General features: G+C 63.9%; 16 protein-coding genes. 9 read left to right on the forward strand and 7 right to left on the reverse strand.

Translation table 11 applies throughout. The features are described from left to right. The first annotated feature begins 304 nt into the window (after positions 1–304). From NCS02_RS10830 to NCS02_RS10850, 5 genes are read left to right on the forward strand one after another with little or no spacing between them, the layout of a single operon-like run. Entirely contained in the window at positions 305–1,567 is a 1,263-nt protein-coding gene (locus NCS02_RS10830; RefSeq protein ID WP_008342504.1) for an oligosaccharide flippase family protein, read from the forward strand. After that, entirely contained in the window at positions 1,564–2,370 is an 807-nt protein-coding gene (locus tag NCS02_RS10835; protein WP_008342506.1) for a glycosyltransferase, read from the forward strand. Before NCS02_RS10830 ends, NCS02_RS10835 begins: the two co-directional genes overlap by 4 nt. Positions 2,371–2,389: 19 nt before the next feature. Continuing rightward, positions 2,390–3,529 carry a glycosyltransferase family 4 protein gene (locus tag NCS02_RS10840; RefSeq protein WP_034472774.1) on the forward strand — a complete coding sequence of 380 codons (1,140 nt, stop codon included), beginning with the start codon at positions 2,390–2,392 and terminating at the stop codon, positions 3,527–3,529. A gap of 25 nt (positions 3,530–3,554) precedes the next feature. Continuing rightward, a complete protein-coding gene (galE, locus tag NCS02_RS10845; protein WP_008342510.1) occupies positions 3,555–4,589 on the forward strand; it encodes a UDP-glucose 4-epimerase GalE in 1,035 nt (344 codons plus the stop codon). A 58-nt stretch (positions 4,590–4,647) separates the two neighbouring features. After that, complete coding sequence (locus NCS02_RS10850) at positions 4,648–5,757, forward strand: MraY family glycosyltransferase (protein WP_033537192.1); 1,110 nt, start codon at positions 4,648–4,650, stop codon at positions 5,755–5,757. Between the two features lie 44 nt (positions 5,758–5,801). Here NCS02_RS10850 and NCS02_RS10855 read toward each other — a convergent pair whose 3' ends face one another. Continuing rightward, positions 5,802–6,497, reverse strand: a complete 696-nt coding sequence (locus NCS02_RS10855; RefSeq protein WP_008342514.1) for a dienelactone hydrolase family protein — start codon at positions 6,495–6,497, stop codon at positions 5,802–5,804. 536 nt (positions 6,498–7,033) lie between these two features. Here NCS02_RS10855 and NCS02_RS10860 point away from each other — a divergent pair. Next, complete coding sequence (locus NCS02_RS10860) at positions 7,034–8,455, forward strand: hypothetical protein (protein WP_144403845.1); 1,422 nt, start codon at positions 7,034–7,036, stop codon at positions 8,453–8,455. An 11-nt stretch (positions 8,456–8,466) separates the two neighbouring features. Here the strand turns inward: NCS02_RS10860 and NCS02_RS10865 are convergent, their stop codons facing one another. Continuing rightward, positions 8,467–8,928, reverse strand: a complete 462-nt coding sequence (locus NCS02_RS10865; protein WP_008342519.1) for a hypothetical protein — start codon at positions 8,926–8,928, stop codon at positions 8,467–8,469. Positions 8,929–9,025: 97 nt separating this feature from the next. On the opposite strand from NCS02_RS10865, the gene NCS02_RS10870 reads away from it, so the two are divergent. Beyond that, complete coding sequence (locus NCS02_RS10870) at positions 9,026–9,316, forward strand: hypothetical protein (protein ID WP_008342521.1); 291 nt, start codon at positions 9,026–9,028, stop codon at positions 9,314–9,316. 11 nt (positions 9,317–9,327) lie between these two features. Here NCS02_RS10870 and NCS02_RS10875 read toward each other — a convergent pair whose 3' ends face one another. The 5 genes from NCS02_RS10875 to NCS02_RS10895 form a co-directional block, all read right to left on the reverse strand. Next, a complete protein-coding gene (locus tag NCS02_RS10875; RefSeq protein WP_008342523.1) occupies positions 9,328–11,559 on the reverse strand; it encodes a polysaccharide biosynthesis tyrosine autokinase in 2,232 nt (743 codons plus the stop codon). A gap of 86 nt (positions 11,560–11,645) precedes the next feature. Further along, positions 11,646–12,800 carry a polysaccharide biosynthesis/export family protein gene (locus tag NCS02_RS10880; RefSeq protein WP_008342525.1) on the reverse strand — a complete coding sequence of 385 codons (1,155 nt, stop codon included), beginning with the start codon at positions 12,798–12,800 and terminating at the stop codon, positions 11,646–11,648. Between the two features lie 50 nt (positions 12,801–12,850). Next, positions 12,851–14,230, reverse strand: a complete 1,380-nt coding sequence (locus NCS02_RS10885; RefSeq protein WP_008342527.1) for an undecaprenyl-phosphate glucose phosphotransferase — start codon at positions 14,228–14,230, stop codon at positions 12,851–12,853. A 112-nt stretch (positions 14,231–14,342) separates the two neighbouring features. Then, a complete protein-coding gene (locus NCS02_RS10890) occupies positions 14,343–15,872 on the reverse strand; it encodes a mannose-1-phosphate guanylyltransferase/mannose-6-phosphate isomerase (protein WP_033537193.1) in 1,530 nt (509 codons plus the stop codon). A gap of 143 nt (positions 15,873–16,015) precedes the next feature. Next, positions 16,016–17,014, reverse strand: coding sequence for a GlxA family transcriptional regulator (locus NCS02_RS10895; RefSeq protein WP_033537200.1), 999 nt, complete (start codon positions 17,012–17,014; stop codon positions 16,016–16,018). Positions 17,015–18,095: 1,081 nt separating this feature from the next. Between NCS02_RS10895 and NCS02_RS10900 the strand changes: the two genes are divergently transcribed. Together NCS02_RS10900 and NCS02_RS10905 are read left to right on the forward strand one after the other, a co-directional pair. Next, complete coding sequence (locus tag NCS02_RS10900; protein WP_008342533.1) at positions 18,096–18,548, forward strand: GDP-mannose mannosyl hydrolase; 453 nt, start codon at positions 18,096–18,098, stop codon at positions 18,546–18,548. 189 nt (positions 18,549–18,737) lie between these two features. Continuing rightward, positions 18,738–19,796: a GlxA family transcriptional regulator gene (locus NCS02_RS10905; protein ID WP_034472789.1), complete on the forward strand. Its 1,059-nt coding sequence runs from the start codon at positions 18,738–18,740 to the stop codon at positions 19,794–19,796. Positions 19,797–19,808: the final 12 nt, after the last annotated feature.

Here is a 19,808-nt window from a genome sequence, read left to right on the forward strand (position 1 = left end):
GTAAACCAATACGAAAGAAACAATTCGAAGCAAATGGATGCAAAACCGGCGCAGCGGGCGGCCCACGGATCGCACTTATAATCGCTGTCTTTCGGCGCTCTGGTGGTTGCGCTCGCTCTGACGAAGCCGGTTGGAGCGTGCGCGTTCATTCTAATCCAATGCTCAAACGCTCTTTCGCCTCGATGCCTTCGAATGAGGCGCGTCTGCGTGCAAACACACAAAACTTGACCGATCGCTCGTTTGCGCGAGGCGGTAAGGCTTGGGTAGCACGCGCCGTGCCCGATTACGCCGAGCGCTTCACCGCATGAAGGCGCTCACGCGCTCCGGCAATCCGGACGTCGCCCGCGCGCTCGCCAACATCGTCTGGCTCGGGCTGGAGCGGCTCACGCAGATCGCGGTCGCCATCGTCATCTCCGGTTTGCTCGCGCGCTACCTCGGCCCGGACGACTTCGGCAAATGGCAATACGCGAACACGCTGCTGCTCGTCATCGCGCCGATCACGTGGGTGTGCGGCGCGGAGATTCTCGTGCCGACGATCGTCAACCGCAAGCCCGCCGATACCGGCGCCGTACTCGGCAGCGCGTTCGTGCTGCGCATGGGCGTGTCGGTCGTCGCACTCTGCGTAACGTGGATCTGGATCGCCGCCGGCGGCACCGACCCGATGGTCGGGCTGATGCTCGCCGGACTCGCCGTCACGATGCTCTTTCGCGAGCCGTTCATCGGCGTCGTCAATTCGTGGCTGCAAAGCCTCACCTACAGCAAGCCGCAGCTCATCGCGAGCATGGCGGCGGCCATCGTCAAGGCGGCGCTCGTCTTCGCGCTCGTGCGCTTCGCGGCCGCGCCGTCGAGCTTCGGCTGGCTCTGGGCGCTCGAAGCCGCGGCGATCAGCGCCGCGCTCGTCGCGTACTACGTGCGCCGTCACGGCGGCACGCTCGGCTGGCGTTTCGACCGCGCACTGTTCAGACATTTCGCGAGCGCGGGCACGGTGTTCTGGCTCGGCCTCATCTGCATGTATCTGTTCCTGAAGCTCGACCGGCTGATGCTCGCGCATCGCGTGTCGTTCGCGGAACTCGGGCTTTACTCCGCCGCGCAGCAGTTGAACGAGAACTGGATCGCGCTCGCGCTGATGCTCTCGCAGACCATCGCGCCGGCGTTCGTGTATCGCGTGCAGGAAACCGCGCGCCTGAAGCGCAATCTCGTGCGCCTCTTCGCGATGACCGCCGCGCTGATGATCGCAGGCGCGGCCGTCCTCGATGCGCTCGCGGGCTTCATCATCGCGCGCGTGTTCGGACCGAATTACGCGGGCGCGGCGGACATCTTCCGCTGGGCCGTGTGGCTTTCGGTGCCCGCGGGCATCGAAGCGATCGGCAATCTCGTCGTGCTGAAATATCAGGCGAAGTATGTGCTGCTGTCGAAATGGCTTTTCGCGCTCGCGGTCGCGTTCGCGGTGAACTGGTTCGCGATACCGCGCATGGAAGGCTACGGCGCGCTGATCGGACTCGCGGCGGGTTATGTCGCGGCGGCATCGGTGAATTTCTACTACATCCGTTTTCGGCTGCGCGCATGAACGAACTCCACGATGTCGCCGTGCTGATGCCCGCGTTCAACGGCCAGGCCGATGTCGAACGCACGCTCGCGTCGTTTCGCGAAACGTCGATGGTGAACGTGCTCATCGTCGACGATGGCAGCACGCCGCCTATCGTCGCGCCCGTCATCGACGGCATGAACATCGACATTCTGCGCATGCCGAAAAACGGCGGCATCGAGCGCGCGCTCGAAGAGGGCATCGCGGCGCTGCACGCGCGAGGCGTCCGTTACGCGGCGCGCATCGACGCAGGCGATCTCGCGACGCCCGCTCGCCTCGCGAAGCAGCGCGCGTATATGGAGGCGCATCCGCGCGTCGCGGTGCTCGGCATGTGGACGCACGTCGTATCGACCGATGGCGCGCCGCTCTTCGATCTCACGCCGCCCGCCGATCCCGCCGCGATCCGCCGCATGATGCTCGCGCGCACATGCTTCACGCATCCGTCGCTGATGCTGCGCATCGACGCCGTGATCGAAGCGGGCAACTATCGCGCGCAGTATCGCGCCGCCGAGGATCTCGATCTGATCCTGCGTCTGCTACAACGGCACGACGGCGCGAATCTGCCCGAGTTCGGTCTCTTCTACGAACTGAACGAAAGCGGCATCAGCGCGACCAAACGGCGTGCGCAAATCATGTCGACGCTGCGTCTGCAACTGCGCCATTTGCGCGTGACCAATCCGCTCGACTGGGCGGGCGTCGCGAAGAGCATCGCGCATCTCGTTTTGCCGTATCGCGCGTTGCGTGGATTGAAGGCGCGCTTGCTGAAGCGCGCATCCGCCGCGTGAACCTATTCCTGACTTCCGGATGACCAAAGAAAAGTCGAAGCTTCGTATCGCCCTCGTGTGCAACACGGCGTGGGCGATCTATACCTACCGGCAAGGCGTGCTGCGCATGCTGACCGCGCGCGGCGCGCAAGTCACGATCATCGCGCCGCGCGACCGCACCTTCGAGCCGCTCACCGAAATGGGCTGCCGCTGCGTCGAGTTGCCGGTCGCATCGAAAAGCACCGATCCGCGCGATGACCTCAGGACGCTCGCCGCGCTCTTTCGCGAATATCGTGCGACGCGTCCGCATATCGTCTTTCACTATACGATCAAGCCGAACATCTACGGCTCGCTTGCCGCGATGCTCGCGCGCGTGCCGTCGATCGCGGTGACGACGGGTCTCGGCTACGTCTTCATCCAGAAGAGCCGCACGGCGCAGGTCGCGAAGCGGCTGTACCGTTTCGCGTTCCGCTTTCCGCGCGAAGTGTGGTTCCTCAATCGCGACGATCACGAAGCCTTCCTGCACGAGAATCTGCTCGCGCATCCGGATCGCGCGCGGCGTCTGCATGGCGAAGGCGTCGATCTCGACGAATTCGCGTTCGAGCCGCTGCCCGCGCGCGAGGATTTCGTGTTCATCCTGATCGGCCGTCTGTTGTGGGATAAAGGCGTGGCGGAATATGTCGAAGCCGCACGCAGGATTCGCGCGAAGTTTCCGCACGCGCGTTTTCAGTTGCTCGGGCCGGTCGGCGTCGACAATCCGAGCGCGATCAGCCGCACCGACGTAGAAAAGTGGGAAGCGGAGCATATCGTCGAATATCTCGGCGAAGCGAACGACGTGCGGCCGCTCGTCGCCGCGGCGGATTGCGTCGTGCTGCCTTCGTATCGCGAAGGCGTGCCGCGCACGCTGATGGAAGCATCGGCGATGGGCCGCCCGATCGTCGCCACCGACGTTCCCGGCTGCCGCGAAGTGGTCGAGGACGGCGTGAACGGCCTGCTCTGCGAGGTCAAAAGCGCCGACAGCCTGACCGAAGCGCTCGAGCGCATGCTGACGCTCTCCGCCGACGAGCGCGCCGCCATGGCGCGGCGCGGCCGCGAAAAGGTCGCGAGCGAATTCGACGAAAAAAATGTCGTCGAACGCTACAAGGGCACAATACATGCCATTACCGGCATTTCACTTTGATTTCATGCAATCGGGAGAGCACAAGATGAATGGTAATCAGCCGACGAAGGGCACGATTCTCGTCACCGGCGGCGCGGGCTTCATCGGTTCGCATACGTGCGTCGAACTACTCGACGCGGACTATGGCGTCGTGGTCATCGACAATCTCGTCAACAGCCGCGCGGAGTCGTTGAAGCGCGTCGAGCGCATCACGGGCAAGAGCGTCACGTTTTATGAAGCCGATGCCCGCGAGGAAGCCGCGCTCAACCGCATCTTCGACGCGCACGCGATCACCGGCGCGATCCACTTCGCGGCGTTGAAGGCCGTGGGCGAATCGGTCGCGAAGCCCATCGAGTACTACGAGAACAACATCGGCAGCCTGCTCGCGGTGCTCAAGGTCATGAAAGCGCGCGGCGTGCGCAACTTCGTGTTCAGCTCGTCCGCGACGGTGTATGGCGTGCCGAAGAGCGTGCCGATCAACGAATCGTTTCCGCTTTCCGCGACGAACCCCTACGGCCAGAGCAAGCTCATCGCCGAGCAGATCCTGCGGGATCTCGAAGTGTCCGATCCGTCGTGGCGCATCGCGACGCTGCGCTATTTCAATCCGGTCGGCGCGCACGAGAGCGGTTTGATCGGCGAAGATCCGGCGGGCATTCCGAACAACCTGATGCCGTATGTGGCGCAAGTGGCCGTCGGCAAGCTCGCGCAACTGCGCGTGTTCGGCAGCGATTACGATACGCACGACGGCACCGGCGTGCGCGATTACATCCACGTCGTGGATCTGGCGCGCGGGCATATCGCGGCGATCGATGCGCTCAAGAAGCTCGACCGCAGCTTCGTCGTGAATCTCGGCACCGGGCAAGGCTATAGCGTGCTCGATGTCGTGAAGGCGTTCGAGGCGGCGTCGGGCAAGCCGGTTCCGTATGAGCTCGTGCCGCGCCGTCCGGGCGATATCGCCGCCTGCTACGCCGATCCGGCCGCCGCGGCGGAACTGATCGGCTGGCGCGCGGAGCATGGCATCGAACGCATGTGCGCGGATCACTGGCGCTGGCAGTCGCAGAATCCGCAAGGGTTCGCTTAAAAGCGTCGAGGCGCTGCGCTTTGCGCGCGGCGCCGCTTTTTTCCATCGGTTCTATTTCATGCTTAGTTTCGCGCTTGCTTTTCTGGTCTCGCTCTTCGTGACCTTGTTGATCGTGCGCTTCGCACACCTGCAGGAAGGCGTGCTCGGCGACACCGATCTCGCCGGCGTGCAGAAGTTTCACGCGCGGCCCGTTCCGCGCATCGGCGGCGTGGGCATCATCTGCGGGCTCACGGCATCGGCCGTGCAGTTGCGATGGGGCTATCCGGCCGTATCGGGCGGCATTCTCGGCATCGTCGCGTGCGGCTTGCCGGCGTTTCTCTCCGGGCTGATCGAAGACCTGACCAAGCGCGTCTCGCCGCTCGCGCGCCTCGTCTGCACGATGGCCGCCGCGGGCCTCGCCTATGCGTTCCTGAACATCGCGGTCACGCGCATCAGCGTGCCGCCGCTCGATTTCCTGTTGTCCTACGCGGTCATTTCATGCGCGGTGACGGTGCTCGCCGTCGCGGCGCTCGCCAACGCGGTGAACATCATCGACGGCTTCAACGGCCTCGCATCGATGGTCAGCTTCATGATGTTCGCCTCGCTCGCCTATGTGGCGTTCCAGGTGCACGATCCGATCGTGCTCTCCGGCTCGCTCATCATGATGGGCGCGGTGATGGGCTTCTTCATCTGGAACTTCCCCGCCGGGCTGATCTTTCTCGGCGACGGCGGCGCGTACTTCGTCGGCTTCATGCTGGGCGAACTCTCGATCATGCTCGTGATGCGCAACCGCGATGTCTCCGCGTGGTATCCGGTGCTGCTCTTCATGTATCCGATCTTCGAGACGTGCTTCTCGATCTATCGCAAGAAGTTCATTCGCGGCATTTCGCCGGGCATTCCGGACGGCGTGCATCTGCATATGCTCGTCTACAAGCGTCTGATGCGCTGGGCCGTCGGCGTGAAGAACGCGCATGAGCTGACGCGGCGCAATTCGCTGACGTCGCCGTATCTGTGGCTGCTGTGTCTCGTCGCCGTGATTCCCGCGACGCTCTTCTGGCGGCATACGGTGCATCTGTTCTGCTTCGTCGTCGTGTTCGCGGCAACTTACGTGTGGCTGTACATGAGCATCGTGCGCTTCAAATCACCGCGCTGGCTCGTGTTTCGCCGGCCGCACACGGTAAAGAAATGAAGCGACGCCGCCTGAGTTCCAGGCGGCGTTTTTCATTCGAAGCCTTATTTCAGGTGCTTTGCGAAGAAATCCGCAGTGCGGCCGTTGGCGAGTTGCGCGGCCGCCGCGTCGTAATGCGCGCCCTGATTGCGCGCGAACGCGTGATGACAGCCGGGATACGTGTACACCTCGACATTCGGCTGCCCCTTCACCGCCGCCAGCACGCGGTTGCGCGCATCGGCGGGAATGAACTCGTCCTCTTCCGCGAGATGCAGCATGAGCGGCACCTTGATCTTCGGCAGTTCGGCGAGGTATTGATCCGTGCCGCCGCCGTAGTACGAAACCGATGCGTCGACATCCGTGCGCGCCGCCGTCAGGAACGAGAGCAAGCCGCCGAGACAAAAGCCGACCGAGCCGATCTTGCCCTGCACTTGTGAGAGTCCGCGCGCGAAACCGATCGTCGCCGCGATGTCCTCGACGCCCGTGTTCACGTCGAATGCGTTGTAGTACTTGAGCGCCTGCTGCCATTCGGCTTCGGTGCGATCGGTGAGCTCGACGTTCGGCTCCAGCCGCCAGAAGAGATCGGGGCATAGCGCGACGTATCCCTGGCGCGCGTATTCGTCACAGGTTTCGCGCATGTCGGCGTTGATGCCGAAAATTTCCTGAATCACGATCACGGCCGGCGCGGTCGTTTGCGCGGGATATGCGACGTAAGCGTCGAAATTGCCATCGGGGATGGAGATGCTGAGCGTCTCGGACATGGGAAGTCTCCTGGATGATGAAGCGAGCCCATCATATCCAAACTTTCCCGCGCCGCGCTCGAAGCGGACCACTCATCTCGGCGATGATCGCGAGTCCCCGGATGAATCGAGCGTATCGATCGATCGGGGCCTTGCATGCGTGTCGCGCCGAACCGCCCATGCCATTTCCCTTCTGCGAGGGTCGATTGTTATCGAGTGGCTCGCGCGGCCGGAACCGCGCGTCCTCGTGGGCCTGCTTCCCCGGCATCGCGGGGCACCTCGTTCCGGCGTGTAGCACGCACATCGCGCATATTGAGTGGTCTCAAGCCGGATCGGACCGCTTCCGGCCATTGCATCTTCGGTCCATCGAACGGCGGCGATCCGCCAGAATGCCGTGCTTTGCGGACATCGATTCGAAGCGTCCGATGAAGCGTGGTCCGGCGCACACGCGCATCCGTCGTTTCGCGCCGAAGACTAGTCGCAAGACGCCGCCGCAACCGCGCACGACAAGAGCCGCTGCTATATTCGACGCAAAAAATAGGGGTGCCGGGGCTGTCATGCGCAACAAGTTCGCCGTCGTCTGGATCTGGCTTTGCCTGCTTCCGCTCGCGTTCGACTTACGAAGCGTCGAGACGGCCAGCAAGGCCATCGATGTTCTCCTCACCGTGACATCGATGGGCGCCGCCTGCGCGATGCTGCTCATCGCGCCGCGCTTCGCGCGCCGCTCGCGCATGCGCGGGTTCGTCAGCGCGCTCTTTCTGCTCACGATCTTCGGCAGCGTCGCAACCCAATGGCTGCAAGGCAACGACGCCGGCAACTACGCGCGCGTCGTGCTGCCGTTCCTCTTGATGCTGCTCGGCTATTTCGTAGGCTGCCGTCCGTGGGATGCGCAGCGTCTTGCGCAGATCGAACGCGCGATGGTCTGGTCGATGATCGCATCGCTCGTGTTCGGCGGCGGTTTCGGCATGGCGATGCCTGGCGGCATCGACACCTTGAGCATTCGCGTCGTCCCGGTCACGTTCCTTTGCCTGCAAGGGCTGTTGCTGCACGAAATCGTCTTCGCGCAGCGCATCGGGAAGCTGGCCGGGCTGTTTTTTCTCGCGACGATCGTCATCGAGATTCTGTTCGGCACGCCGGGCCTCCTGGTCGGCACCGTGCTGCTGATCGCTTATGCGACTTGGCTCGCCGCGCCTTCGCTGCGCGCGTTCTTCGCCGCCGGTCTGCGCGCGGCCACGATCCTGACGCTGCTGATCGCGATGGCCACCGCGACGGCCACGTTCTTTCCGACGATCGGAGCCCCGTGGATGAAGCGTCTGTCGCTCGTGCAGGATGCGCCGCCCGCACGCGATCCGGTGATGATCGCGCGTCTCGCGGAAATGAAGGATCAGGTCGATCAGACTACGTCGTCGGCGATGTCGACGATCGTCGGCATGGGCTACGGACACGACTATCGCTACGCGCCGTCGTATCTGCCGGATCTTGCCGGCGACATCAGCGAGCAGGACTTCTACACCTTCAAAAAATGGGCGGCCGGCCGCGACTTCTGGGTTTATCAGTTCTTCGCGGGCGGCGTGCTGTTCGGGCTCGCGCTGCCGATCGCCATTCTGTGGGCGCTCTGGCGCGGTTCGCGGGCGTATCGCGCATGGCGGCACAGCACGCCCGATGCGCCCTGGCTGCCGGTGCTCGGCCGTGCGCTCTTCGTGCTCGCTGCGCTGCCCGCGGCGTCGATCGGCGGTAATCCGCTCGGCGAGCGTTTTCCGGGGCTGATGTTCGGTGTCGCGCTGGGTCTCGTCGTCGCGTCGTATGCGCGCATCGCGCATGGCATCCACGCGCGCGCCGCCGAAGCGGCCGGTCGCACGCCGCAGCAAAGCGCGCCTTTTTACGGCGCGCCGCCCGACATGCATCCGCAAGACGGGCCGCTCACGGAGATACGTCCGGCGAATCCGCCGCGCGCGTCAGGTTCGCTGCCCGCGCAGTAAGGTCCGTCCGCTCACTGCGCGCGCAGATGTGCCCGCAGATAAGGCGCGAAGCCGTTTTGAACGGAGATGATCTTCGTCGCGCAGTCGTCGAAATCCGAGCCTCGCGCGCGCTCGTCCTCGAACATGCCCTTGCATTGCGCGAAGAGCGAGATCGTCGCGCCGTCGCCGTTCGGGACGCGCGTCGCCGAGAACACCGGCTTGCCGGTGTCCGAAGGCACGTCGGTTTCGATCGCGGCATTGTCGGCGCGTGTCAGGCGTTCCTTCGAATTCTGCTCGACGTAAGTCTTCGTGAGCTTCCAGGCCGCATCGCACTGCGCCGCGTCGCGGCATGCGACGGTCGCATTGCGTTGCGCCGTATCGAGCGATTGCTGCGAGAGCAGGAACGTGCGTTCCTTCGTCTGCTCCTTCTCGACGGACGAGCACGCGGCGGTGAGGACGATCGAAGCGACTGCGAGAGCGATGAGCTTTTTCACGGACGGAAAGCCAAAGAATCAGGTCGGACGGCGATTATAACGACGCCCGCTTTCGGCAACCATTTGCGTGCGGTATCGCGCGATCAGGAGGAGACACATGAAACACGCGCTTTTGTGGCTGGCCATCGCGGCCTTCGCGCCGTCGTTCGCGTATGCGGGCGATTCGGCCGATACTCCGTCGATGGACGCGCTGCTCGCGCAACAGAACGGCTATGTGGGCAATCCGGCGGGGGGCGCGCGGCTGCGTCCGGGCACGCGCAAGGCCGACGCAAAAGCGATGATGATGCCGCGAAGCGCGGCGGCGACGCTTTATCCGGCGCCTTCGGGTCTGAAGGCGCCGGCGTCGAATGCCGCGCGTGCGCGCGACATCTACAAGTCGCCGTATTGAACTGAGAAGACCTACTCCGCGATGCTCTCGTAGCTGTAATAGCCCGCGTAGGTGCTGCCCATCAGCACCTTCGATTGCGGCACATCGGTGAGGAGCACGCCCTTCATGTGCACGCCGCCGTGATAGAGGCGCTTCATCGTTTCGCCGATTTCCTGCACCTGATTCTTGCCGTGCCGCACGACGAGCAGGCTCGTGCCCGCGTGCCGGCCTATCACGGTCGCGTCGGTGACGGCGAGCACGGGCGGCGTATCGATGACGACGAGATCGTAGAGCTGCTTCAGTTCGCCGAGGATTTCGCCGAATCGATCGCTCGCGAGCAGCTCCGCCGGATGCGATGGCAGCGAGCCCTTCGGAATCAGATCGACGCCGGGCAACACGTCGTGAACGATGACGTCCATCGCGTTGGCGCCCATCAGCACGTCAGATAGGCCCGGCGTGTGACGCACGCCGAAGTGCGAGTGGATGTCGCCGCGGCGCATGTCGCCGTCGATCAGCAACACGCGCTTTCTCGTCGATGCGACGAGCGTCGCGAGATTCGCCGACAGAAACGACTTGCCCGCTTCGGGCCGCGAGCCGGTCAGCATCACGACGTTGTTGCGCGCTTCGCCGAGCTGCAGTTGCAGCGACGTGCGCAAGCTGCGAATGCCTTCGACGGCCGCATCCTCCGGCGCCTGCGCCGCGAGCACGTGCATGCCTTCGCGGCGCATGCCGACCTGACGTTGCAGACGAAGCTGCTGCGTGCTGCGCGGCACGATGGCGAAGACGCGCGTGCCCAGTTGCCGTTCGATGTCTTCGGGACGCTCGACGCCGCCCCACAGCGACTTGCGCACGAACGCCGCGATGATGCCGAGCACGAGGCCGATGCCCGCCGAAATCAGGATCACGAGCGCGCGCTTCGGACGCACGGGATCGTCGGCGGGTTGCGCGAGATCGACGATCCGCACGTTGCCGACCTGCCCCGCCTTCGCGATGCGCAATTGCTGCGCGCTGTTCTGCAGGTTCGCGTAAAGCTCGCTGCTCGAGCGCACGTCGCGCGTATAGCGCAGCGCGGTCTGCTCGGTATCGGGCAGCGTCGACACGTTCTTGCCGAGGCGGGTCTGCGCGGCGGTGAGCGATGCAATCTGCGCATCGAGCGCCTGCACCGACGGATGATTCGCCGTGAAGCGCAGCGACAGTTCCGCGCGCTGTTGCTGAAGATCGGAGAGCTTCGTCTTGTTGTCGACGATCTGCTGCAGGAGCAAGCGGCTCTCTTCGGAGAGATCGACGGAACCTTGCTTGTTGCGAAACGCGCTCAGGCGCTGCTCGGCTTCATCGAGCTGCTTCTTCACGAGCGGCAGTTGCTGCTCCAGAAACGCGAGCGTGTGCTCCGCTTCGGCCGAACGCTTCTGCGTGTCCTGCTCCACATAACGATTCGCGATGTTGTTGACGATCGCCGCGATTTGCTTCGGATTACTACCTTCCAGAGATACGCCGATGATGCCCGATTGCAGTGCGGTCTCCGCCACGGTCAGGCGCTGCTGAAGACGGTCGATGGTCGTGATCGTCGAGAAGCGTTGCAGTTCGAACTGCACGCCGGGCTTGCCGTCGAGCTTGTCGACCTTGAGCGTCACCGGGCCTTGCGGCGTCGCGCCCGACACTTCCTTGCCGACCTGCCCCGTCAGCACGACCAATCCGTTCGGATCGCGCAGTTCGTAAGCGCCGCGCTCGAGCGCGACGAGTGTGAACTTCCTGTCGTAGAGCTCCTTCGGCGTGTCGAAGAGCGGCACGTCGATGGCTTCGCCGCCCCACGCGAAGCGCGACAGATAACCCTGCGGAATCGGCCGGTTCAGCATCGCGAACACGTTGCCGACGAGCTTGCCCACGACCGGCAACACGCGCGGCGAGGCATCGATATCCAGATGCAGACGCCGCACCGTATCGTCGATGACGAGTCGTGAGCGCAGCAGTTCGATCTGCGCGGCAGTCGAAGTCTTCGTTTCGGTGAGTTGCGGAACGGCGGCTTGCAGCGCCTTGGCGCCGGCGTTCGCCTTGTTCGTGTTGGCCGGCTCATCGACCTGGATCATCGCGTCGGCCTTGTAGGTCGGCGTCGCGAGATACGCGTAAGAGGTGCCGAGCGCAATCACGGCGAGCATGACGAGCGTCACGAGCTTCCAGTTGAGCATCGCCGCGGCCAGGTAATCGGACAGGCGCAGTTCGTCACCCGTCGATACGTCCACGTATCGCGTATCAAAGTTCATCGACATGATCTCGCTCGCTTATATTTTTTAAGTCGAACCATGATGCTCCGGCGCGCCCCGCGCGCGCCGGTCAGACACTTGATGCCAGATGCTTACTTCGTCAACACGGCCGCCGTCAAACCAGCGTTGATCGCCGGCAGCAGCAGGTTGAGCACGCGCGAGAAGCGCACGAGCCCGTTGTTGTCGACATAGACGACGTCATGCGGCTGCAGCTCGAAGTTGTTCGCGAGCAGCATCGACACCGGCGACAGCGCGTCGAGCTTGTAGACCTCCGGCTGGTCCGTCGCGCCGTTGCGGATCACGTACAGCTCGCGCGGGTTCGACGTTTCCGGGTTGAAGCTGCCCGCCTGCGAGATCGCGTCCGACAGCGTGAGCTTGCCGTTGCGCATCGGGATGACGGTGGCCGGCTTGGTCACTTCGCCCATCACGTAGACGCCGTTTTCGTCGCGCGAATCGACACGCAGCGCATCGCCCGGCTTGAGCATGATGTCCGACGGGCTGCGGCCCTTCGACGTCATGCCGGCCATGTTGATGTGATACGTGACGCCATCGCGGATCAGCGTGACGCGGCTCTGATCCGCCGTCGTCGCGAAACCGCCCGCGCGGCCGATCGCCTCGGTGAGCGTCATCGGAATGTCGTTGATCTGCTGCGCGCCCGGCGTGCGGACATCGCCGTCGATATACACCTGCGACGCGCGGAACGACGCGACGCGCACCGTCACCTGCGGCTTCACGAACACCTTCGACAGCTCGGCATACAGCTCGCGCTGAACCTGCGTCTCGGTCTTGCCCGCGACGTGCAGCGGCTTGTTCACGTACGGGAATTGCAGATTGCCGTCGGCATCGACGACGAAGCCGGGCGCGGCATCCGACGTGCGCGTCTGGTTCGCCGGCTGGCCGAGCGCCGCGACGAGTTCCGGGTGATCCCAGACCGTGATCTGCAGCACGTCGCCGACGCCCAGCTTGTAAGGCGCGGGCTTGCCGTAGAGCGAGGCGTTCGGATCGCCCGTCACGGACGGCTGCGCGGCGCGCATCTTCTTCACGAGCGCGGCGTCGATCGTCGTGATCGGAATGTTGGTGGTCGTGGCCGGATCGCCCTGATCGTTCGACGTTTCGACGAGCTGGGCGGGCTTTTCCATGTGCATGCCCGGCGAGAGCCCGCAACCCGTCAGGATCACGGCGACGGAAGCTGCCGCAGCCAGGCTCGTGAGGCGGAAGATACGCGACACGTTGGTGTTGGCGGCCATGGAGGTGGTGCCCGGTTGTTGTTGGTTGTGCATGATGGTCGTCCCCTGCATCAGTAAGCGTTGGTGTGGCGTAGTCCCTTGAAGATCGTTGCGGCGATGATTCTCATATCGAGTCCGAACGACCAGTTACCCAGATAGTACAAATCGTGAGCGACGCGTCCTTCCATCTTTTCGATCCGATCCGTTTCCCCACGAAAACCGTTGACCTGGGCCCAGCCGGTGATGCCTGGCTTGATCCGGTAACGATGGATGTACCCCGATACGACCTTCTGATACAGGTCGTCATGTTCGAGCGCGTGTGGACGCGGGCCCACGACCGACATGTCGCCGCGCAGAACGTTGAAGAACTGCGGCAGCTCATCGAGGCTGGTGCGGCGCAGGAACGCTCCGACACGGGTCACGCGCGGATCGTTGCGCGTGGCCTGGCGAAGCACTCCGGCCTGTTCCGTGTGCAGGCGCATCGAACGGAACTTGTAGATGGTGAAGACGCGGCCATCCGCGCCTTTGCGGTTCTGCCGGAACAACACCGGCCCGCGCGAAGTGAGCTTGATTGCGAGCGCGATGCAGATGAGCGCCGGCGAGACCGCGATGATCGCGCCGAGCGCGAACAGGCGGTCGAAGATTTCCTTTTGCAGCTGCGCCGACGCCGACAACGGCGTCGCGACGAGATTGATCGCGGGCTGGCCGAGCAGATCGGTGACGCCGCTTTCGAACAGCGCGAGGCTGCGCACGTCGGGGATGAAGCGCACGTTGATGAGATCGTCGCGGAATTCGTTCACGAAGCGCAGGATCGTGGGCTCCTCCGACAGCGGCAGCGCGAGCCACACTTCATGGACGTTCTGCGCGCGCACGAAGGCGACGAACGCGTCGAAATCGTCATACACGGGCAGGCGCGTGTTCAGACGCGACTTGCCCGCCGCCGCGTTGAACGCCGCGCACATGCGAAAACCGGTGTCCTGCGAACGCTCGATCTTGCGCAGCATCGAATCGCAATGTCTGCCGCAGCCGACGATCGCCACTTGCTGCAGGTTCAGGCCCGCGTTGCGCATGTGCGCGAGAATCGCGTGCGTGATGAGACGGCCGGCGATCATGAGGCCGCCGGACATCGCGGTCCAGTAGGCGAACCAGAGGCGCGACACGTAGTCGAGCCGATGCAGCGAGAACATCAGCGCGAGCGCGCAGCCCTGCACGACGAGCCAGCCGAGCGAGACCTGACACGCAAGCTGAAGCTTGCTGCGGCCGCGCCACGACTGGTAGACGCCGAAGCCAGGAAAGAGCGCAAGCGAGAACGCCGCCGCGAACGCGACGAACGCCACCGAATAGGTGTGTGCCTCGATGTACTCGAACCTGATTTGCGACGCCACTGCCGCACCGCCGACGATCATCAAGACGTCGAACAGGCGCGCGAGCAATCCCTGTAAATCGCGCATGTTTTTTTCCCCGGAACGCAATCAGCCCTTTACCGCCCTTCAGTCTCCTCCTCGCGTTAGCCCCGTCTTCTTCTTGTGAACGGTTGCAAGAAAGTCTTCTGCCTTCGAACGCTCAACTGCGCCCGTAGGTGTCGTCGAAACGCACGATGTCGTCTTCGCCGAGATAGCTCCCCGACTGCACTTCAATGATTTCGAGCGGCACCTTGCCCGGGTTCTCCAGACGATGCCGCACGCCGAGCGGAATGAACGTCGATTCGTTCTCGGAGAGCAGAAACTGCTCTTCGCCGCGCGTGACGAGCGCCGTGCCGCACACGACGATCCAGTGTTCCGCGCGATGGTGATGCATCTGCAGCGACAGCTTCGAGCCCGGCGACACCACGATGCGCTTGACCTGGAAGCGCTCCCCGTGCTCGATCGAATCGTAGAAACCCCACGGGCGGCGCACCTTGCGATGCGTATCCGCTTCGGGCGCGTGCTGCTCGCGGATGCGCGCAACCAGCCCCTTGATGTCCTGCACGCGCGAACGGTCCGCGACGAGCACGGCGTCGTCCGTCTCGACGACGATCACGTTGGTCGTGCCGACACACGCGACGAGCCGTCCGCCTTCGGAGCGCGCATAGCTCGATGTCGCGCCTTCGAACACGACGCGGCCGCTCGCGACGTTGCCCGATTCGTCCTTGTCCATCGCGTCCCACACGGCGTCCCACGAACCGAGATCCGACCAGCCCGCGACGAGCGGCACGACCACGCCGTCGCACGGCTTCGTCGGCGTGCCGATGTGCTCCATCACCGCATAGTCGATCGAGTCGGACGGCGCGCGCCCGAACTGCGCCGCCTGCGGGCGGAAGAACTTGCCGTCGGCCTCGCCCTCCTGCGCGGCGGCCGAGCACGCCGCGTGCATGTCGGCATTGAGCTTTTGCAGCGCCGCGAGCCACACGCTCGCGCGCACGACGAAGATGCCGCTGTTCCACCAGTACGTGCCCGCCGCGACGTATTGCGCCGCGAGTTCCGCCGCCGGCTTTTCGACGAAGCGGTCGATCTCGTGCGCGCCGTCATCGAGCGCCGCGCCCAGACGGATGTAGCCGAAGCCGGTGTCGGGGCGCGTCGGCGGAATGCCGAGCGTCGCGATCACGCCGCGCTCCGCATGTTCCGCAGCGATCGCGATCGCGCGATGCAGCGCCGGAATATCGGCGATGGAGTGATCCGCCGGCATCGCGACCATGATCGCGTCCTCGCCGTCCCTCACGGCGGCAAGTGCCGCGAGCGTGAGCGCGGGCGCGGTGTCGCGGCGCGCCGGCTCGACGATGATGCGTGCATCGACGCCGGCTTCGCGCGTCTGTTCTTCCGTCGTGAACCGATGCTCTTCGCCGCACACGATGATCGGCTCGCCATCGACCTTGAAGTTGCCGGCAAAGCCTTTGAGCCGCGACACCGTCGCCTGGAGCAGCGAGTCACGTCCGACGACGCCGATCAGCTGCTTCGGGAATTGCTCACGCGACATCGGCCACAGGCGCGTGCCCGAGCCGCCGGCGAGGATCACAGGGACGAGGCGGCGGCACGGCCCGGCCGCCATGGCCGGGCCCGCCTCCACACCTGCTGCTCCCTGCTTCACCCCACCTTCCGTGCGTGCTTCATTCGTCATAAAGAACTCCTGCCTGCCTGTTCGTCCGAACGGCGAACCGTTCGGGAAATGATTAAGTGCCGGACCGATCGGGTCCGGCCAAAGGTCCGACGTTTTACGCCATGGTCGGGCTCAGAGCGGCCCACGTCACATAAGCGCGCGGGTCAGCCGTTCGCCTCGCGTCTGCTCTGCATTCGGTACTCCGTCGGCGAGATCAGAAGGCGCTTGCGGAAAATCTTCGCGAGCCTGTCGCCGTTGCCCATGCCGCTTCTGCGCGCGATCTTGTCGACCGGCAGTTCCGAATCCGTCAGAAGCGCACAGGTCACGGCGAGGCGCGCCTGCAGCAAATAATCGGACGGCGTGATTCCCATCTCGATCTTGAAGCGGCGCAAGAAGTTGCGCTCGCTCATCGCGGCCACCTGCGCCGCATCGACGACCGAAATCGGCCGTTCGCAGTTGTCCTGCAGCCAGCGCGCCGCCGCGCGGATCTTGTCGCCCGCCGACGCCACGCCGCTGTCGCCGAGGATCGACACGAGCTTCGCGGCCGAACCGGGCATCAGACGTTCGGCGACGCTGCGCGACACGTCGATGCCGAGATCGCGCTTCACGATCAGAAGCGCGCCCTTCATCGACTCGTAGCGGTCGCCGGCGTCGCCCTGCTGCTCGTCGCGCACGAGTTGCATCGCGTTGCCGTAGCGCGCCTGCGCGTCCTGCGCCTGACCGATGCCCGCGGCGTCGAGCACCTTGCGGCCCTCGGAAATCGCGCGCACGACCGTGGTCTTGGTCTGCACGCGACGCAGCCATTCGATGATGCGATCGTCCTTCGCCGCTTCTTCCGCGCCACGGCCGCCGGCGACGAAAAGCGCGTCGAAGCCGCCGTAGTGGCGCGCATCGAGACCGTCCGTCCAGACGCGCACCGACGACGAGCACGCCACGTTGCCGCCTTCGACCGACAGGAACCGCACGTCGTACGTGCAATCCGGCCGCGACTTCGCCGACGACAGCTCGTTCGCCATGTGGAAGACCTCCGCGACGATTCCCGCGCCGAGCAGCGAAAAGCCGTCGAACAGCAGGATCGCGACCTGGCGCACCTCGGTCTGCGAGGCGTTCGACGCGGGAGGCGTCCAACCCATGACTGCGGGTTCAAGAGTGGCGTAAGGCATGGTCATCCTCTGCAGCTTGTTTCCTGGAAGGCGCGGAAGAGTTGTTCGGTCATTGCGGCGCATCAATGGACTTCCCGAACTTCGCCGGGTTGCCGTGACCGATTGGAACGAAGTGTTGGCGGAATCGATCCGCTGGCTTGAATAATAAGCAGACAATGTTTTTTGTGCTCTGGATTTTCGCGCTTAAACCACAGAATCTGTTCCGCTATGAGGGTGAGCGCACATTGAAATCCTTCCCCAAATTCCGGAAAGCCTGCATTCAATGCATGGAAAACAAATACGGATTTGTCATACAACGGTTGATTCGGCGGTTTAGCTCAATCTGATTCCCGTGCCGCCAGATCGGACACAGCGTTGCTCACTAAGCTCCACAGGACGGTCCTGCGCGGTCCACCGGATGCGATGGCCGCCAAGTCCGATCATTCGAATTGATTCATTTTTGAAACATCGATGTGTGCGAAAGCGGACGTTCGTACCGCTGCAATCGGAAAATTTTGGTTTCGCCGTTACATTTAGGAACGATATGTAATGCGCATTTCAGACGCCGATTAAAATCCGCGAACGGCTTCGACATTAATACTCAATGATTTTCTAATATCGCAAACGAGGCCCCCAACGTGATTTTTGATTAACCGGTTTTATTTTTATTCAAAGGCATAATGCGGTATTTTCATATGAACTTAGATGCTGCATTGCAGCGAAGGCGAGATCGTGTCGAACCTGCATGCACGCGGGACTCCGGCGCTGTCACCGTCCGCCATCGGCTAGTATTTTTGCGGCGGCGCACGCTTTGACACTATTTGCCGAATCGCCCAATTCTTGTTTTGCAATGATCGGCTGAATGCGGCTCGAATCGCGCGTACGTTCGCAATCGTCTTCACGCAAATTTTCGTACAGCGCGCGGACCCGCAAATCGGTCAGGTTTGCCGCCCGCGCTGACAATGTGCTGACCGTTGCTCGTCAGCCTTGCTTGTTTCAGTCGTGAAATTCCCTCGCGCGTGCGCGCACGCACGGTCATGCGGCGTCGCAGCGGGCATCGTGTGCGCGACGCACGACTCACCGAAGCCAACCCGGAGCAACGATGCTGAGCAACGCTGATTTCCTGACGGTCGTGCGGCTCGCGCCGCTCGTGGCGATCGATCTGATCGTCACCGATGGCAACCGGCGCATCCTCGTGGGACATCGGCGCAACCGGCCCGCGCAGGGCACATGGTTCGTGCCGGGCGGCCGCATCAGAAAAGACGAATCGCTCGATGCCGCCTACAGGCGCATCGTCAGCAACGAGTTGGGCGTCGCGAGCGCGCAGCGTTCGGCCGCACGCTTCTTCGGCGTCTACGAGCATCTCTACGACGACAACTTCGCGGGCGCCGATGGCATCGGTACGCATTACATTGTGCTCGCCTACGCGCTGACGCTCTCGAGCAAGGTTCCGATCGGCCGCTTCGATCAGCACAGCGGCTATCGATGGCTTATGCCCGACGAACTGCTCGCGCGCGACGACGTGCACGAAAACACCAAGGCCTACTTCCGCTGATCCGCGCGAAAAGGCGCGTACCGAGATCATCTGCCAACACTTCGTCAATTTCGGACTCGGCGCGCGGCGGCTGCCGGGCGCCGCGTATAGTGCGCCCATGTAAGCTCACTTTCCCGCTACTTACGTTCCTGCATCGATCGAACCCCGGCCGGGCACGACGCCTGCCGCGGTTCGCACAGGGAGAAGTCGATGGTGTACGCCAATGGTACGGGCCGGCTTCAGGTCGTGCGCGCGGTCGCGCCCGACGTGCCGTCCGCCGATATGACCAGCGCGGCGAAGCGAATCGGCATTCTGATCTTCGAGGACTTTTCGCTCGTCGAAGTCAGCTCGATCTCCGAGGTCTTCTCGGTCGCGAATCAGGTGCATCTGCCCGCCGACGCCAACGCACGCGCGCAGGCGCCGAATTATTCGCTGATGTTTCTGTCGAGCGATGGCGGCAGCGTGGCGAGCAGTTGCTCGATGCGGATCTGGACCGAGAGTCTCGAAACGCGCTGGATGAACGAATGCGACGCGCTGTTCATCGCGGGCGGCGTGGGCGCGCGTCATGCGCGTAACGATGCCGCGCTGCGCAAGCGCCTCGCGCGCGTGGCGCCGAAGATTCCGTTCATCAAGGCGATCGGCGAAGGCGCGCAGATTCTCGCCGCGGCCAATCTCGACGTGCAGAACCGCACGCTCGATTTCGCCGGTGAGCCGCAAGGCCGCGCGCTTGCGCCGGCGTTGTCGAATCCGCTTTTCATCGCGGAACAAACGCTCACGCTCGACGATCCCAAAGGGCCGATCGCGGCGGCGCTGTCGATCATCAAGCGCGATCACGGCGCGGCGCTCGCGCGTGAAGTATCGGAGCGCTCCATTCCGGGCGCGTGGCAGAAGCTCGCCACCGTGCTCGACGATACCGAAGCCGGCAGCGTGCGCCAGAAGATCGACGCCGCCGCGCGCTGGATCCGCGAGAACTACGTGCGGCCGATCTCGATCACCGATGCGGCGCGCGTCGCCGCGATGAGCGAGCGCAATTTCCTGCGCCGGTTCAAGGCGCAGATCGGGCTGACGCCGTCGGAATATCTGTTGCGCGCGCGGCTCGATGCGAGCTGCATGTTGCTGGCCGCGACCGATCTGCCGGTCGACAAGATCGCGCGGCGTTGCGGCGCGGGCAGCGGCGACGGCCTCGCGAAAATCTTCCGCAAGCGGCTCTCGATCTCGCCGACCGAATACCGGATGGCAGGCCGCCGAAAACAGGGCGACGGTTCGTAAACGTCCGGAGCC

Origin of the sequence: Caballeronia sp. NCF2, from assembly GCF_023631205.1 — a bacterium.
In the GTDB taxonomy this organism is placed as follows: Bacteria; Pseudomonadota; Gammaproteobacteria; order Burkholderiales; family Burkholderiaceae; genus Caballeronia; species Caballeronia zhejiangensis.

What these genes read in the sequence shown, in the direction of transcription:
- NCS02_RS10830 (WP_008342504.1), top strand. Translation starts at nt 305, where the DNA reads ATGAAGGCGCTCACGCGCTCCGGCAATCCGGACGTCGCCCGCGCGCTC.
- NCS02_RS10835 (WP_008342506.1), top strand. Translation starts at nt 1,564, where the DNA reads ATGAACGAACTCCACGATGTCGCCGTGCTGATGCCCGCGTTCAACGGC.
- NCS02_RS10840 (WP_034472774.1), top strand. Translation starts at nt 2,390, where the DNA reads ATGACCAAAGAAAAGTCGAAGCTTCGTATCGCCCTCGTGTGCAACACG.
- galE (WP_008342510.1), top strand. Translation starts at nt 3,555, where the DNA reads ATGAATGGTAATCAGCCGACGAAGGGCACGATTCTCGTCACCGGCGGC.
- NCS02_RS10850 (WP_033537192.1), top strand. Translation starts at nt 4,648, where the DNA reads ATGCTTAGTTTCGCGCTTGCTTTTCTGGTCTCGCTCTTCGTGACCTTG.
- NCS02_RS10855 (WP_008342514.1), bottom strand. Translation starts at nt 6,497, where the DNA reads ATGTCCGAGACGCTCAGCATCTCCATCCCCGATGGCAATTTCGACGCT.
- NCS02_RS10860 (WP_144403845.1), top strand. Translation starts at nt 7,034, where the DNA reads ATGCGCAACAAGTTCGCCGTCGTCTGGATCTGGCTTTGCCTGCTTCCG.
- NCS02_RS10870 (WP_008342521.1), top strand. Translation starts at nt 9,026, where the DNA reads ATGAAACACGCGCTTTTGTGGCTGGCCATCGCGGCCTTCGCGCCGTCG.
- NCS02_RS10875 (WP_008342523.1), bottom strand. Translation starts at nt 11,559, where the DNA reads ATGTCGATGAACTTTGATACGCGATACGTGGACGTATCGACGGGTGAC.
- NCS02_RS10880 (WP_008342525.1), bottom strand. Translation starts at nt 12,800, where the DNA reads ATGGCCGCCAACACCAACGTGTCGCGTATCTTCCGCCTCACGAGCCTG.
- NCS02_RS10885 (WP_008342527.1), bottom strand. Translation starts at nt 14,230, where the DNA reads ATGCGCGATTTACAGGGATTGCTCGCGCGCCTGTTCGACGTCTTGATG.
- NCS02_RS10890 (WP_033537193.1), bottom strand. Translation starts at nt 15,872, where the DNA reads ATGACGAATGAAGCACGCACGGAAGGTGGGGTGAAGCAGGGAGCAGCA.
- NCS02_RS10895 (WP_033537200.1), bottom strand. Translation starts at nt 17,014, where the DNA reads ATGCCTTACGCCACTCTTGAACCCGCAGTCATGGGTTGGACGCCTCCC.
- NCS02_RS10900 (WP_008342533.1), top strand. Translation starts at nt 18,096, where the DNA reads ATGCTGAGCAACGCTGATTTCCTGACGGTCGTGCGGCTCGCGCCGCTC.
- NCS02_RS10905 (WP_034472789.1), top strand. Translation starts at nt 18,738, where the DNA reads ATGGTGTACGCCAATGGTACGGGCCGGCTTCAGGTCGTGCGCGCGGTC.